The organism is Chitinophaga solisilvae (assembly GCF_009928525.1).
GTDB classification, from domain to species: domain Bacteria; phylum Bacteroidota; class Bacteroidia; order Chitinophagales; family Chitinophagaceae; genus Chitinophaga; species Chitinophaga solisilvae.
On record NZ_JAABOK010000017.1, the window covers coordinates 72,110 to 88,606 of the forward strand.

The 16,497-nt window shown below is 48.8% G+C and carries 12 protein-coding genes; 2 read left to right on the forward strand and 10 right to left on the reverse strand.

From position 1 onward, the window contains the following. Positions 1 to 81 precede the first annotated feature (81 nt). A complete protein-coding gene (locus GWG06_RS25970) occupies positions 82 to 405 on the reverse strand; it encodes a T9SS type A sorting domain-containing protein (RefSeq protein ID WP_160717177.1) in 324 nt (107 codons plus the stop codon). Positions 406 to 617: 212 nt separating this feature from the next. Further along, positions 618 to 968: a YraN family protein gene (locus GWG06_RS25975; protein WP_160717179.1), complete on the reverse strand. Its 351-nt coding sequence runs from the start codon at positions 966 to 968 to the stop codon at positions 618 to 620. 114 nt (positions 969 to 1,082) lie between these two features. Between GWG06_RS25975 and manA the strand changes: the two genes are divergently transcribed. Next, on the forward strand, positions 1,083 to 2,285 hold the full coding sequence (gene manA / locus GWG06_RS25980) for a mannose-6-phosphate isomerase, class I (protein ID WP_160717181.1): 1,203 nt from the start codon (positions 1,083 to 1,085) through the stop codon (positions 2,283 to 2,285). A gap of 184 nt (positions 2,286 to 2,469) precedes the next feature. On the opposite strand, the gene GWG06_RS25985 is transcribed toward manA, so the two are convergent. Genes GWG06_RS25985 through GWG06_RS26000 form a run of 4 tightly spaced genes read right to left on the reverse strand, consistent with a single transcriptional unit; the run spans position 2,470 to position 8,489 of the window. Further along, positions 2,470 to 3,420 carry an NADP-dependent oxidoreductase gene (locus tag GWG06_RS25985; protein WP_127034501.1) on the reverse strand — a complete coding sequence of 317 codons (951 nt, stop codon included), beginning with the start codon at positions 3,418 to 3,420 and terminating at the stop codon, positions 2,470 to 2,472. A gap of 32 nt (positions 3,421 to 3,452) precedes the next feature. Further along, positions 3,453 to 6,053, reverse strand: coding sequence for a polynucleotide kinase-phosphatase (locus GWG06_RS25990; protein ID WP_160717183.1), 2,601 nt, complete (start codon positions 6,051 to 6,053; stop codon positions 3,453 to 3,455). After that, the gene (locus tag GWG06_RS25995; protein WP_160717185.1) at positions 6,037 to 7,113 is read right to left on the reverse strand and encodes a DNA polymerase beta superfamily protein; all 1,077 of its coding nucleotides are present in this window, start codon (positions 7,111 to 7,113) and stop codon (positions 6,037 to 6,039) included. Before GWG06_RS25995 ends, GWG06_RS25990 begins: the two co-directional genes overlap by 17 nt. Then, positions 7,110 to 8,489: a 3' terminal RNA ribose 2'-O-methyltransferase Hen1 gene (locus GWG06_RS26000; protein WP_160717187.1), complete on the reverse strand. Its 1,380-nt coding sequence runs from the start codon at positions 8,487 to 8,489 to the stop codon at positions 7,110 to 7,112. Before GWG06_RS26000 ends, GWG06_RS25995 begins: the two co-directional genes overlap by 4 nt. Positions 8,490 to 8,662: 173 nt before the next feature. Here GWG06_RS26000 and GWG06_RS26005 point away from each other — a divergent pair, with 173 nt between their 5' ends. Further along, positions 8,663 to 9,970: an O-acetylhomoserine aminocarboxypropyltransferase/cysteine synthase family protein gene (locus GWG06_RS26005; protein WP_127034493.1), complete on the forward strand. Its 1,308-nt coding sequence runs from the start codon at positions 8,663 to 8,665 to the stop codon at positions 9,968 to 9,970. A 212-nt stretch (positions 9,971 to 10,182) separates the two neighbouring features. On the opposite strand, the gene GWG06_RS26010 is transcribed toward GWG06_RS26005, so the two are convergent. From GWG06_RS26010 to GWG06_RS26025, 4 genes are all read right to left on the reverse strand, one after another. After that, positions 10,183 to 12,597: an AsmA-like C-terminal region-containing protein gene (locus GWG06_RS26010; RefSeq protein WP_160717189.1), complete on the reverse strand. Its 2,415-nt coding sequence runs from the start codon at positions 12,595 to 12,597 to the stop codon at positions 10,183 to 10,185. 261 nt (positions 12,598 to 12,858) lie between these two features. Further along, positions 12,859 to 13,287, reverse strand: coding sequence for a DUF3276 family protein (locus GWG06_RS26015; protein WP_127034490.1), 429 nt, complete (start codon positions 13,285 to 13,287; stop codon positions 12,859 to 12,861). Between the two features lie 157 nt (positions 13,288 to 13,444). Next, entirely contained in the window at positions 13,445 to 15,241 is a 1,797-nt protein-coding gene (locus GWG06_RS26020; RefSeq protein ID WP_160717191.1) for an ABC transporter ATP-binding protein, read from the reverse strand. 216 nt (positions 15,242 to 15,457) lie between these two features. Beyond that, positions 15,458 to 16,390: a phosphoribosylaminoimidazolesuccinocarboxamide synthase gene (locus GWG06_RS26025; RefSeq protein ID WP_160717193.1), complete on the reverse strand. Its 933-nt coding sequence runs from the start codon at positions 16,388 to 16,390 to the stop codon at positions 15,458 to 15,460. Between the last annotated feature and the right edge of the window lie 107 nt (positions 16,391 to 16,497).

Sequence of the window (16,497 nt, forward strand, 5' to 3'; positions counted from 1 at the left end):
AAACAGCAACAGGCTCCGGATTAACCGGAGCCTGTTGTGTTTTGTAATAATTTTTATGACTCCCGAAAGCAGCAAGACAGCTTACTGTCTTATGACGAATTGCTTCTCGGCGGCCTTACCGGCCATCGTGATGCGGACAATATAGATTCCCGGTGGCAGACCGGTAACGCACACCAGTTGTCCTGCTGATATGCTTTGGGGCGCAAAAGGTATCATGCGCACAGGAAAGTGTTGACTGTTTAATATTGTCAGCTGTGAACACCCGCTCTCTTCTTCTTCCATCCTGATCCGGATACTCATGCTGTCACCCTGTTGTTGTGTAATGCTACAGTGTAATTGCTCATTACCTGCCGCTATCATTCCCGTTGTTTGCTGTAACCATATTGACAGACTCCATAAGTTCATAATAAACAAATTATATGATGAACAATACCCAAAAGGTGTTGTACGGAGTTTTTTCCAGGGAGATGATTTTGCTTGAAACATGCCGGGATACCGGGTCATGCAATACATCCAGGGTTAATTCTTAAAAGCTTCGCAAAGATATAAAAAAACATCACATTGTAAATACATCACAGGTGTTTATTTTGTTAAGTGTTCGTTAATGAAGGACTGTCTCAAAATACGTCCCGCAGGTGCAGCAGTTCCCAGGAAGCGGCTGTAAAAGTGATAGCGATAATATCAAAGCGGATAGCAGCCGGATGCAGATCGAATGTTTCCAGGTAGGCAGCGGCTACTTCCCGGATATGTTCCTGCTTTCTGTCATCCACTGCTTCTTCGGGCCATCCGAAACGGTTGCCGGTTCTGGTTTTCACTTCAATAAAGTAGATGATGTTATTCCTGACAGCAATAATATCTATTTCTTTCCGGCCGTATTTCCAGTTCGTATGCAGCAGCCTGCAATACCTTCCGGTATACTCCCGCGCAATGGCTTCTCCCTGCTGTCCCAGCAGCTGGCGATCCTTCATATCTTATTGGATTTTAACAAACAACAACGAAACATATCGTTTTAATGATAGCAGGAAATTAAATATTTTGGCTGTACTTTGCAGCAATAAAAGAGCAAAACGAAAAACAGCAATATGAAATTATTCAGACTGGATGGGAAAGTACAGCATTATGCATGGGGGGGGTATCAATATATTCCTTCCCTGCTGGGTATAGCACCATCGGAAAAACCCAGTGCAGAATACTGGATGGGCGCGCATCCCAGCGCACCATCCGTCATTACAACCGGTAACGGTCCTGTACCGTTCAATGAACTGATTCAGCAACAACCCGCGGAAATAGTAGGTCCGCAGGTATGGGGACAGTTTAAGGAACTGCCATACCTGTTTAAAATCCTGGACGTGAAAGACATGCTGTCTATCCAGGTGCATCCTACCAAAGCGGAGGCAGAGAAAGGTTTTGCCCGCGAAAACGCTGCCGGTATCCCGCTGAACGCCCCCAACCGCAATTACAAAGATGATAACCATAAACCGGAAATCATGGTGGCACTCAGCGAATTCTGGCTGCTGCACGGATTTCTGCCACAGGAACAACTGTCGCGGGTACTGAAGACCATTCCGGAGTTCACCTCACTGTCAGGCATATACGAAAAAGAAGGCTATTACGGACTATATAAAAGTGTGATGGAAATGCCGCAGGCACTGGTGAACATGATCCTGCGTCCACTGACCGACCGCATGCTCCCTTCCTATCAGGCAGGCACATTGCCTAAGTCTGATCCCGGCTTCTGGGCCGCCCGCGCAGTGCTGAATGATCCTGAAAGCGCAGAAAAAATCGACCGGGGCATCTTCTCTATCTACTTCTTCAACATCATGCAGGTACAACCCGGACAGGCCGTATTCCAGGACGCCGGCATTCCGCATGCCTACCTTGAAGGCCAGAACGTAGAGCTGATGGCGAATTCAGACAACGTATTACGCGGCGGACTGACCCCCAAACACGTAGATGTACCGGAACTGCTGAAACACACGCGCTTTGAAGGCGTACATCCCAACATCCTGCAGGGCGACAACATCTCCGGCGGACTTGAAAAAATATATCCTACTCCTGCTCCTGATTTTGTTGTGAGCAGAATAAACCTCCAGCCGGGCCAGGTATACACCTATACCGCCAAAGCTGCAGAAATCATGATAGTGATCAGCGGCAACGCCACCATCAAAGGCTCTGATACCCTTTCCCTCGAAAAAGGACAGTGCGTTATGGCCGCCTACGGCGAAACCTACGAAATCACCACCAGCGGGAACGTGGAGCTGTATAAGGCTACGGTTCCGGTTTGATATTGTCCTTAAATCAGGGAGGCCCTTTGGGGAATTACAAATTACGAATTGCGAATTACGAATGTTGAGCGAAGATTTAAGCGAAGAAGTAAATTCTTTATCCGCTTAAATCTTCGCTCAACATTCGTAATTCGCAATTCGTAATTTGTAATTCCCCAAAGGGCCTCCCTGATTTAAGGAAGTCTCAAATAACAATTACTGTTTTGCCTTTTGCCTGGCCATCGCGGCTTAGGGCGATAGCCGCGGGGGCTTCTTCCAGGGTAATGCGGGTTTCCAGGGGAACAGCCAGATCTCCGCTGTCGATGGCGATGGATAGTTTATCCAATGCGTCGGGAGAGCTTTTGGTTTCGAAATTGCCGCCGGCAATATTTTTGGATTTCAATACATCATCGTCAGCCACAAAGAGCGTGGTAAGTGCGCCGCCACCGGCTTTCACCAGGCCGAGGTTGGCGTTGAAGCCGGCGGTGGTGTGGCTGACCATATCAATCAGACCATTGACGCCCTGCGGGAATTCCTTCTTCACCTGATCGATGAGCGGAGCGGATTTGTAATTGATGGTATAGGCAGCGCCCAGCTTTTTCATGCGGTCTGCGGCAGCATCGTCGCCAACGGTAGCGATTACCTTGATGCCGGCTGCAGCTGCGAGCTGTGTGGCAAAAGAGCCTACACCGCCGGTAGCGCCGTTGATCAGCAAGGTGTCTCCCTTCGCCAGATTCAGCTTATCCAGCAACTGCTGGGCAGTCATACCAGCAGTAGGTACTGCCGCGGCTTCAGCAGCACTGATGCTTACAGGCGCTTTGGTAACAGCTGCTGATTCCGGTACGATGGCGTATTGGGCGTAAGAACCCTCGCCAATAGGCGCATGTATGAACTGACCATAAATTTTGTCTCCCTGTTTAAAACGGGTTACGCCTTCTCCTACTTCTTCCACTACGCCTGCGCCGTCTACCCCCATTATCAGCGGAAACTGATGCGGCATGGCCCCATCCAGGATACCGTCAACCATTTTCCAGTCAAACGGATTAATGCCTGCGGCAACCACTTTTATCAGCATGGTTCCCGGCCTTACTGCGGGTTTGGGCAATTCCATCAGGGAAGGCTTGTCTTTAAATTTAGCAACTGCTATGGCTTTCATAATGCAACTATTTTTTAGTGTCTTACAATACGTTATAAACGCGGATCTACCGGTTCACTTTCCAGCGCCAAAATTCCAAATACACATTGATGCACTGACTGCAGTGGTTCTTTATTTACAAAACGCTCCAGTGCTTCCAGGCCCAGTGAAAATTCGCGCATGGCCAGCGAACGTTTGGATGCCAGGGCACGGGAACGCAGCCTTTGCAGGTTCTCCGGCGCATCGTACTCCGGTCCGTAAATGATACGCAGGTATTCTTTTCCGCGGATTTTTACTGCCGGCTGGATAAGTCCTTTATCATTGGAAGATAAAAAAGTATACGGTTTTATCACCATTCCTTCTCCCCCTTTACCCGTAAGGGTTTCCCACCAGCTGACGGCGGATGCTACCGCCGCTGCATCGTTCAGGTCTACCACCTGCGAAGTGGTAGCCTGCAGCAGTTTTTCATCTGCCTTACAGATTTCGCTGATGACAGACATATGCCATTCATGGTCCTTATCAAAATAGGTGGCTCCTTCGGTAGCCATGATATGAAACGGCGCCAGCCTGTACCCTTCCAGCTTGTCTACCGGCCAGCAATACTGTCTGTAGGCGGCAACATAACCTGTCACCTGCTGCATCCGGCTGTTATACTTTTCCAATAACGCCTGAGCAGGCACATTGTTTTGCACAGCCTGTTCCAGCGCGGCCGTGACAGCGGGGAGCGACTGCAGCGCGGCAGCTCCTACAGCGGCATATTGCTGCTGCAACAATGCCTGAGCCTTGGCGCTCCATGGCATCAGTTCTGCATCCAGACATACCCAGTCTGTTCTGAACTGCTCATAGAATCCTGATTGCTGCAGGGCATCGTTCACGCGCCCAATGAATTCCTGTTCCAGCGCCTTATCAGCAAAAAACGACCGGCCCGTTCTCGTATATACAACTCCGTTACCTTCGCCTTCAATACCAAACCTGCGCAGGGCTGCTGCTTCATCTTTACAAACGATGACCACTGCCCTGGAACCCATATGTTTTTCTTCACAGATTACTTTACTGACCCCTGCTTCCCGGAAATACTTAAATCCTTCTTCAGGATATTCCAGCAGCCCTTCCCGCTGGGATGTTTCCGCCGGCGACATGGTCGGTGGCAGATAGATGAGCCATTTAGGATTGATAGCAAAACGGCTCATTGCTTCCAGCGCAGCAATGCTGTTTTCTTCCCGGATGGTTACATTATGACTGTAGCGGGTAGATAAAATGTTGCGCCCGGTAAAGTCTTCAATATCCAGCAGCCCGTCGTATTGCTGGGCTACATCGAGTGAACTGTTTTCATTGTAACCGATAGGTCTTGCCGGCACTGCATACTGCTGCAACGCGGGCACTGCTACCAGCTCCCGTTCAGGGTAACGAAGCGCAGTAAGGCTTGCACCGAATACGCAACCGGTATCGATGTCGATGGTATTGTTCAGCCACCGGGCTTCCGGCACAGGGGTATGACCGTATACGACCATTGCTTTGCCCTTATATTCAAGCGCCCAGTTATAACGTACCGGCAAACCGAATTCATCGGTTTCTCCGGTAGTTTCGCCATACAGGCAAAATTCCCGTACAGCGCCGGAACCGCGCCCCTGCATATTTTCCTTTAATCCCGCGTGTGCCACCACCAGTTTGCCATCGTCCAGTACATAATGGCTGATAAGCCCGTCCAGGAAAGTTTTCACTGACTCCAGGAACTCCGGTGTTTCCGTTGCCAGCTGGGTAACGGTAGCTTCCAGACCATGACGCAGTTGTACCTGCTTGCCATTGAGCCAGCGCAGCAGTTTGGCGTCGTGGTTACCGGGCACGCAGAGCGCCTGTCCGTTCTGTACCATGTTCATCACCAGGCGCAATACCTGCGGAGAGGCCGGCCCGCGGTCAACCAGGTCGCCGACAAACACCGGCCTGCGCGTTCTCGTATAGCCGGCATCGTTAGTTGTCTGCGGTGCGCTGATAAGATGGCCCTGCTCCTTATCGATGCTGTATCCCAGTTTCTCCAGGAGGGTACACAGTTCATCATAGCAACCGTGTACATCTCCGATGATATCGAAGGGACCATGTTCCTCTTTCTTATTATTATAAAGCGGTGTGCGGATAATGGATTCCAGCTGCGCTACGTCTTCTTCGGAGCGCAACTCAAATACCTGGCGGAAGCCTTCTTCCCGCAGCCCGCGGAGTCCCCGCTTCAGCTGACTGAGCTGCTGTGGCACCACGTGGCTTTTCAGCTGCCGGTCTGTTCTGCCGGCATTTCTGGTGGTGCAAACCTGTTCCGGCATATTCAGCACAATGGCGATCGGTAATACATGATATTCCCTTGCCAGCCGTATCCAGTCCCGGCGGCTTTCATGCTGCACATTGGTAGCATCTATTACAGTGAGTAACCCGTTCTTCAGGCGTTTGGCCGTCATATAGTGCGCCAGCTCAAACGCATCTTTTGAGGCCGACTGATTGTTCTCATCATCGCTGACGATTGCGCGGCAGGCATCAGAGGAAACTATTTCCGTTGATTTAAAAAATTTCCGCGCAAAAGTAGATTTGCCGGAGCCGGATGGACCTATCAGCATCACCAGCGACAACTCCGGGATAGATATATGTGATAATTTATTTCTTCTGGCCATAAAATGTTGCTCTAATTCTTGTCAGCAGCGCTGCCGTCTTCTCCGGATCGGGATGGTCCGGCAGGTCAGATGCGGCATACAGTGCTTCCATGTTATCTAATTTTTCTGCTGCCATTTCCAGCAGCTGGTCGTAGGTAAATGCGCCGTTACGGATGCGCAGGAGGAATTCCCTGTCCTGCCGGAAAACGCGTACTTCCTGATACCTGGCAATTTCTTCGGCCATTGTTAACAGGCGGAAGGTATGCATCATGTGCTTACTGTCGTAATCAGCACCCAGCTCCTGGTTATGCTGGTACCGCGCTTCGTTGCGCAATGCCATCCATTCCCAGTAGGAGGCGAAATCCTTGCAGTATACCGTATAGCCGTCCTTGTTACAGTTCATGATGGCCGCCGGGCGTACATCTTTAGGGACAGCACTCAGCTGTACATCATTGGCTTTTTCTCCGGAGAAAATCCCTTTGAACTGCACCGGCTGCGCAAACTGTCCGCGGTGAAACAGGGCGTACACATCCCGGAAATGATTGATGGCAGCCAGCCCGCAATCTTCCTGCTGTATATTGTTTTCCGTCAGCCATTGCTGCAGCGGAATACTCTGGCTGTCTCTGATGACATGGCAGAATTCCATGATACTCTTCCTGACAGCGGTGTGCGACTGATTTATTTTCTTGTTCAGGCCCCTGGCTTTTTTGATCTGCGATTTGGCGTAGCCGGCGAAGGTCTCCAGGCAAAGGCGCGATAAAAAGTCTTCGGTACGGATCATCGACATCAGCGGGTGTGCATACAACCGGTTCCCGTCTGTCGTATTGAGCAGCTCCAGGATATTTGGATTGTTTTTCTCCAGCAGCTCCAGAAAGCGTTTTATTTCAAAGTATACTTCATCGTTGGTGCTGTTGGCTACCTGCGCGGTCTGTGTCATACCGTACAGTTCTTCCTGGGGCATGATGAAGATACCTTTCAGGTCCCTGTCTGATGAAGGTAGCTGCAGGTTATACGCGTTGCTGCCGCTGACACATTCCAGTAACAGGTAATGCCGTTGTTGTTGCAGTTCTTCAAAGGTCATGATGCACTGGTTTTAAATAAGGCCAGCTGGCTGGGAGCCCCAACGGTTTCATCGTAGTCGCCCAACGGTCTGAAAGTTACGCTGTATCTGAATTGCGCAGCGATGCGGCCTGCCCATGCTTCAAATTCAGCGCGGGTCCATTCAAAGCGGTGATCTGAGTGGCGGAAAGCACCGGCGGTGAGCGCTTCATATTTAATGTTATACTCCGCATTTACTGTGGTGATAATCACCATTGGCGGACGGGTACATTCAAATACTACTTTCTCCAGGGCTGCCAGGCGTGGAGGATCAAGGTGTTCAATCACTTCCACCAGTGTAGCTGCCTCATATCCCGATAAACGTTTATCCTTATACGTTAGAGATCCATGTATAAGTGTGATTCGGTCTTTCTGGGATTCCGGCTGCCTTTCCAATTTCAGTTTACCGGCGGCAATCTGCAGGGAGCGGAAGCTCACATCCATGCCCAGTATACGTTTGAACTGACTGTTATCTTTCAGGAGCCGTAATAATTTACCTTCTCCGCAGCCCATATCAGCTACGGCGGTTACACCATGTTCCAGCAGGATGTCTCGCACGGCCTGCAGCCGTACGTCATGGAGTCTTACTTTTTCCTGGGCCGGTTTCGCCTCTTCCGGCGTTCCTTCTTCACGGGTCAGTATATCCAGCGCCTGCTGCGTCAGTGTTCCGATATGTTTTAGGTAACGGCGCGTGATAAGCTCTTTTAAAGGATGCCCGTCCAGCCAGCCCTGTCCTTTCTCCATCAGCTTTTCCAGTTCATGATCGCCTACAAAGTAGTGCTTATTGTTATCGCACACGGGGATCAGAATATAGAGCTGCGACAGCAATGTCTTCAGCGGGATGGTGTTTTTAAGCGACACCTGAAAATAGCGGCTGCTGCCCCACTCCGGAAATTGTGTATCCAGTATGGCCGGCTGCAGACTCACTTCATATCCCAGCGGTTCAAAGATGTTCCGCAGCAGCTGTTCTCCGCCGCTTACCGGCAGAGACGACAGGTTTATTTCCAGCGGCAGGGCTTCATCCACTACCTCCGGTTTGTCTTTACAGCGCCCGTTCATGGCGGTGGAATATGCCTGGGCAATAGCCGCACTCATAAATGAGGAGGCTACATAGGGCCTGTCATTCACATATGCCTCCAGGGCAAAATCATTTCCTCCCGGACCGCTTTTCCTTGCCAGCTTTACCGGATCTATGTCCAGCAGCAGTGCGGCAGTGCACTTTTCCTCCGTTGCCTCCGGGTAAAAGATGTGCGCATCTCCGGCAGCAAAAGGTATCGTCTGAACTTTAGCGGGATGTTTGTGCAGCAGGTAGCCAAGGTCGGTTGCGGGGTAACGTGTAGTCGTAATCGTTAATAACATAGGTTAATCCTCTTTCATTCTCTTCTTCTTACAAAATCAAATTTATTCCAAATTATACATTTTCTGCTAATCTGTAAGTATCCCATGATAAGATATTAATGAAAATATTTTGAAATCCATATTAGTCTACTATATTTGTAGACTAATATTCTTCCACCTTCAAACTACATTTTATGTCTACCAAGCCCTTGCATTTTGATACGTTGCAGGTACATGCCGGTTACAGTCCTGACCCCACCACCAAATCGGCTGCCGTACCTATTTACCAGACAACTTCCTATACTTTTGACAGTGCGGAACATGCAGCCGAGCTGTTTGAGCTGAAACAGTTCGGTAATATCTACACCCGTATCATGAACCCTACCACGGATGTATTTGAAAAGCGCATAGCTGCCCTGGAAGGTGGTGTAGGCGCACTGGCAGTGGCATCCGGACAGGCTGCGCAATTCATTGCCCTGCATAACATCCTGTTACCGGGAGATAATTTTATTACTTCTTCCTACCTGTATGGCGGCACCTATAACCAGTTTAAGGTGAGTTTTAAGAGAATAGGTGTGGAAGCGCGTTTCGCCAACCTGGATGAGCCGGAGAGCTTTGAACAGCTGATAGATGAAAATACAAAAGCGATATATGTAGAAACTATCGGCAACCCGGGCTTTGCCATTCCTGACTTTGAAAAGATCAGTGCTATTGCCCGCAGGCATGACCTGCCGCTGGTAGTGGACAATACCTTCGGCGCAGCAGGATACCTGAGCCGGCCCCTGGAACATGGCGCCAACGTGGTGGTGGAAGCAGCCACCAAATGGATTGGCGGACACGGCACCGCTATCGGCGGCATTATTGTAGACGGTGGCAATTACAACTGGGGCAATGGTAAATTCAGGCAGTTCAGCGAGCCGGACGAAGCCTATCACGGCATGAAGTTCTGGGAAGTATTCGGCGCCCACAGCCCCTTTGGCAACATCGCCTACATTATCCGGGCGCGCGTGGCCGGCCTCCGCTCCTGGGGTCCCGCCCTTGCGCCGCAGAACTCCTTTCTCTTCCTGCAGGGCCTCGAAAGTCTCTCTCTGCGCGTACAGCGCACGGTAGACAATGCCCTTCACCTCGCCCAATGGCTGGAGCAGCAACCACAGGTAGCCTACGTCAACTATCCCGGCCTGCCCGGCAATAAGTACCATGAGCTGGCTAAGAAATATCTGCAGCATGGTTTCGGCGGCGTCCTCAGCTTCAAAATCAAAGGCGGCCGCGAAGCAGCCGATAAATTCGTACAGTCATTACAGTTAATATACCACCTCGCCAACGTAGGCGACAGCAAAACCCTCATCATCCACCCGGCCACCACCACCCACTCCCAACTCAGTGAGCAGGAACAAAAAGCCGCCGGCGTAGAACCAGGCCTGCTCCGCATCTCCCTCGGCATCGAACACATAGAAGACATCAAAGCCGACATCCAGGGAGCATTTAATAATGTAGTTATTTAGTTATTTGAGATTTGATGTGCGGAGGAGATTTACGGATTTTGGAATTTTTTGATTTACGGATTTATTTAAATGCAGCGGAGATTATAATGGAGCTGTTCGCAAGCATCTCCGCTGCATTTTAATAAATCCGTAAATCAAAAAATTCCAAAATCCGTAAATCTCCTCCGCACATCAAATCTCAAATAACCAAATAATAAAATAACCACATATTCTCAGTTGCCTTTGCCGAGCTTGATTTTTACTTTGCCGTCTTTTTCGCTGACAGCGCGGAGGTGAACGATGATGCCTTTGCGGCTGCGGCGTTCTTTTTCTGCCTTGTCGGTGATGGCGGAGTCTTTGGCGGGATTGCGGAGGGGTACGTCCAGTTTGATATCTGTACCGCCATTGATACCGTATACGCCATTTACGTCTATGTTAACGGCGCTGGAGGCGATACGCATAGGGGGTATCAGTATTTTGTTGCCTTCCACCTGGAAGGTGTTGCTCAGGTTCTCAAAGGTGATGCTGTCCAGCCGGCGGCGGCGGAAAACAAAATTACCGATATCTGCCAGCGGCGCAAAGTCAATCAGGGCGCCATTCTTCAGGCTGAAGTTGATGGAGCCGAAAAGAGAATGCTTAGCCATCGTACCGTTATCCAGGATATTACCGCGGATATTGGTCTTTGCTGAAACAATGCCTTTGAGATTTTTGGAAGTCAGCGATTCCATACCAAAGTTATCAAAGGCGTAGAACAGCTGGCCGATATGCATATTGGTGACAGCTGCGTTTATTTTGAAGGTATTGTTATTACCCTGGGGATGCACTATACCAGACACCTGTGCGCTGCCGCCAGCACTTTGCAGGGATATTTTATTAATCAGCACATCTGTTTTGGTGAGTGAGAGTTCTGCTGCTACCTGCTGGGCGGTGAAATTCGCATAGATTACTTTGTCCAGCAGTACCTGCATACGTACGTTGCTCGCATCCAGCACGGCATCCAGCTGGCGGGCCACCTTTCCGCCCTGTACTTTTTTATTCACTGGTTTTTTCCCTTTCTTACGCGCTACCAGGAAACTCCTGAACTCATTCAGGTCTACCAGGGGGCTGGTAATCTTCCAGTTCAGCGCTATTTTTTCAGGTGCTGAAAAGTAGAAGTTCAACATATTTTTAATAGTGCCTTCCATTTTCAATGTGCTCTTCTGCGATTGGATAGTGACGCGCTCCAGCTGCAGGTCCTGCCCCTGGAAACGCAGGGTGGCATTGCAGTTGCGGAAGGTAAGATCACGGGGAAGATAATTAAATGCACCCTGCTGCACTTCCACAATTCCCTGCAGGGAGGAAGGCGTATTGTCGTCTTTCAGTACCGGGCCGCTGTAATACAGGTCAGCCCTGGCGTTACCTTCTTTAAACAGAATGGGAATATCTTCCGCGGCACTGTTGAGATTAGCCAGGGGGAACTGCGACTGGAAATGTCCGTGCAGCAGCGGATGTTTCAGGTTCACCACACGGATGGTATCTGCTTTGAGTGGTACGCTGTTCAGGGAAGCCTGTAATCCGAAGATATTAACCGCAGAGTTTTCATCATTGTGCCCGGCTCCCGGAATGATTTCATTGTTGAACCTTCCGGTAAAGCTGCAATGCGTCCACTCACCCATGGTTGTAATCAGCACGTTGTTGGTGGTCTTCCAGGTAACGAGTACGTTGGGGGTATCCCTGTATTTGAGATGTCCGTTCAGTATGGCTTCTGCATCCAGCGGAGCGCTGAGGTTGATGCTACCCAGTTTCGATGATATGCTGGGTGACAGCCAGGAGGCCGCATCTTTCAGGAGTACCTGGGTGGCATTGATTTTAAGATAGAATGGCGGCGGCTTTTCGGAGAAATTAAACCGGCCGGTAATCATCACCGGCTGGCCGTCTATACGCATTTCCTGCTGTGGTATTTCCAGCTGTCTGGTCTGCCTTTTGAAGAACAGCGAAAGATTCAGTCCGAGGGTTTTATTCTTCAGGTAGCTGCCTTTGGTAGTATTGAATGCAAAATTCTTCGCCAGTATCTCCGAGCGGATATCAGCATGAATACCGGAATCAGCGGCTTGTACTTTGCCACTCAGCTGTTTTATCTCCAGGGTAAACCGTTTGAATTTCTGTTCATTCTCCAGCTCGAAGGTGATATGTTCCAGGTTCAGCATTTTGATGTCCGCATCTTTGCTGCCGCTTTTCTTCCCGCCTCCGTTTCCCTGCAATGCAGTAGTATTGGTATATCCGGTAGTATCTGTATAAAGATAGATGCTGCCATTCTGCAGCGACACTTCCTTTACATCTACGTATCTGCGTAACAGTGATAACGTGTTCACCCGTACGAAAATATAGTCAACATCTACCAGGGCATGCCGGTGCCGCTGCCAGAGGCTATCTTTCAGCACTACCTTCTTCAGTGCCAGTGATACATTCGGGAAACTACGGAACAGCGAAGGCTCCATATCCCCGATGGTCAGGTTACCACTGATACGGTCATTCAGCTGTCCGGTGATCTGCTTCAGAAAGTTGGATTTGTTGGCGTTAATATACCAGGCCAGCCCCAGTAACAGCAATATCAATAATCCCAGCAGGCTACCTCCTGCAATAAGCACTACTCTAAGCCATTTTCGCATGCAAACAATGTTTAAACCTATAACAGTAAAATGAAGAAAGGGTTTAGTGCGCTGCGCTTAAATTGCGAATTACGAATTACGAATTACGAATGAAGAGCGAAGACATAAGCGAAGAAGTAAATTCTTTATCCGCTTATGTCTTCGCTCTTCATTCGTAATTCGTAATTCGTAATTTATAATTTGTAATTGCCCACCAAAGTCGGGCACAAAAAAACCCCTGGAAAAATCCAGGGGTGCGTGATAATTATTTCGAGTAAATTTTTACCATTTGTCTACTTCGTCTGAGTTATGTGAAGCCGGCGAAACGGATGCCGCTACAGGCGCTTCTACAGTGGCAGTAACATCAGCTGCGGATGTTTCTGTTTCTGCATCGTCCTGATCTTCCTGCACATAGTCATGGTTGTAGGCATCAAAGTCAAAATCGGGCATCAACTCAGTCTTCACGTAGTTGATTGTTTCGGTCAATGCATTCAGGAACTTGTTGAAGTCTTCCTTATAAAGGAATACTTTGTGCCTGTCATAACCGTTGTCATTAAAACGCTTCTTACTTTCAGTAATAGTAAGAAAATAGTCGTTTCCCCGAGTGGTCTTTACATCAAAGAAGTACGTTCTTCTTTTGCCCGCTTTCAATCGTTTAGAAAAGATGCTATCATTGTTTCTTTCCTGTTGATTGTTGTTTTCGTACGCCACAGTTGATAGATTTAAGTGTTAACGAATCAAATCCTGTTACAATAAGGAACAAATATACTATTGTTTTACAAATATCAAAATATTTTTAAATGATTTTGAAAAATCATAAAAGATACCTGTAACCGGCTGTGGCCGGGGCTATACAAGATCATGATTGTTACTCAGTTACACCATCATCCTCATTTGATTGCTGACGCGCATAGAGTTCGGAATAGTATCCGTTTAATGATAATAATTCATCATGCGTACCCTCTTCCACGATCTTTCCTTCATCCAGCACAATGATTTTATCGAATTCGAACAGGGAGAAAATACGATGGGTGATGATGATAGCAGTTTTATTTTTCAGATAGGCATACAGGTTACCGATGATTTCTTTTTCGGTGCGTGCATCCACGGCAGAGAGACAGTCGTCAAATATAAGCAGGTCGGGGTTTTTAAGGAGTGCCCTGGCAATGGAGATACGTTGTTTCTGACCACCGCTGAGGGTGACGCCACGCTCCCCTATTTCCGTTTCAAACCCTTCATTAAAGCCCAGTATATCTTTCTCCACAGAAGCCTGCCGCGCCGCCTGCTGCACCAGCTGAATATCAGCGCCGGGGCCGCCGAAGCGGATGTTGTTGGCAATACTGTCGGAGAACAGAAATACATCCTGGGGCACATAACTGATTTGTGAGCGCAGACTCTCCAGGCGCAGGTTACGCACATCGTGCCCATCCAGCATCACACTGCCCTGCTGCGGATCGTACATACGGATCAGCAGCTGTGCCAGCGTGCTCTTGCCGGAACCTGTTCTGCCGATCACAGCCACTTTCTGACCGGGTGCAATACGCAGGTTCACCTCCTTCAGCGCAGTAATGCCCGTATGCGGATAGGTGAAGGTGACATTATCCAGATGCACACCGCCTTCCAGCGAGGCTGTTGTAGTGGAAGGCGCGTCTGCGATGACCGGTGTTATCTGCAGAAATTCGTTTATACGTTGCTGTGAGGCAGCCGCACGCTGTATCATAGATGCTACCATACCGATAGACAGGAACGGGAACATGAGCATATTCACATATATCACGAACTCTGCCAGGTTACCTACCGTGATATTACCGGCAATTACCTGCATCCCACCGATGAAGATGGTTAAGATAACGCTCAGCCCGATCATCAGCGCCATCACTGGCTGAAACAGCGCATCGGTTTTAGCCAGACTGATGGAGCTTTGCTTATAGGTTTCGCTCGCCTCCTGGAAATGAGCCGTGCTGGCTTCTTCCTGCACATAGGATTTAATCACCCGGATACCTGAATAGGATTCCTGGGCAATAGAGGTAATATTGGATAACTCTGACTGAATCTTTTCACTCTTCCGGTGAATAATCGTATTCACGTAATAGATAGTCAGTGCCAGGAAAGGCAGTGGTGATAAGGTATACAGCGTAAGCAGCGGATTCACCTGCAACATCAGGTAAACTATGATGACGATCAGGAACACCGTGCGCGATGCATACATGATGGCTGGTCCTACGTACATGCGTACACGTGATACATCTTCTGTAATCCTGCTCATCAGGTCGCCCGTACGATGCATCTTGAAAAAGTTCAGGTCCAGCTTCTGGTAATGCTGATAGATGGCATTTTTCAGATCAAATTCTATATGCCGGCTCATCACAATCAGCGTCTGCCGCTGCAGAAACAGAAAGAAGCCACTCAGCAATGCAAAGAGCAGAATACTGACGCCGTAAAATGCCAGGATACGTGAGAAATCCGCCCGGAAGGCCCCTTTCAGCCCCGTATCGCTCAGCAGCCTGTATTCATCCAGGTTATGCGACAGCAGATCAAAGATCTGCCGCACCATGATAGGCTGGAAAACACTGAAAACAATAGACACAGCGGTAAACAGTAATCCCAGGATAAGCCGCCATTTATATTTCAGAAAGTACGTATTAAGTGCCGCGAGGTGTTTCATCGGTACAAAAGTAAAGATTATTCTGAATTGCGAATTACGAATTACGAATGTAATGGGGAGATGGCAGCGGAAACAAAAGCGAATTGCAGGTTACGAATGTGATACAGAGATGATGATAGATAAAATAAAAAGCGCGGAGAATTCAGCGAACCCGTTTCAGGTATCGCTGAATTCTCCGCGCACATTCGCAATTCGCAATTCGTAATTTGTAATTCTTTACTTCAGCTGTCCGAGCGCTTCCAGCACTTTCTGCTCTTCTTCAGCCGGTGTCATATCATCTTTTTTGAATGACTGGCCGGTGATGTTTTCGAACAGCTCGATATAACGTTCGCTGACGCTGTTGATGAATTCGTCGGTCATTTCAGGAACCTGCTGACCTTCTTTACCCTGGAAGCCGTTTTCCATCAGCCATTCGCGTACAAACTCCTTGCTCAGCTGTTTCTGCTGTTTGCCGGCTTTCTGGTTTTCTTCATAGCCTTCTGCATAGAAGTAACGGGAAGAATCAGGTGTGTGGATCTCGTCGATAACATAGATGGTATCGCCGATTTTACCGAATTCATATTTGGTATCCACCAGAATCAGACCGCGTTTGGCAGCCATTTCCTTACCTCTCTCAAACAATGCCAGGGTATATTTCTCCAGCTGTTCGTAGTCCTCTTTGCTGACAAGCCCCTGGGCAATAATTTCTTCACGGGAGATGTCTTCGTCATGTCCTTCATGCGCTTTTGTAGTAGGGGTAATGATCGGAGACGGGAAGAAATCATTTTCTTTCAGGCCTTCCGGCATGGTTACACCGCACAGTACACGCTGACCGGTTTTGTAGGTTCTCCAGGCATGGCCGGTGAGGTTACCACGTACTACCATTTCAACCGGGAAGGTTTCGCATTTCAGACCGATGGTTACGTTAGGTGTAGGCGTAGCCTTTACCCAGTTAGGTACAATGTCTTTAGTCGCATCCAGCATAATAGCTGCAACCTGGTTCAGTACCTGACCCTTGTAGGGAATCGGACGGGGAAGCACCACATCAAATGCAGAGATACGGTTACTTACGGCCATCACCATCAGCTTGTCTTCAATGGTATATACATCGCGTACTTTTCCCTTGTAGAAGGCGGTCTGACCCGGGAATTTGAAATTTGACTCTAACATGAATATAAAAATTAAAGATTAAACGCACATTGACGAGTGTGCAAAAGTAACTCTGAATGACCGAATTAAAAACACTAACCTTCGGAAAAAGTGCACTTTACATATTT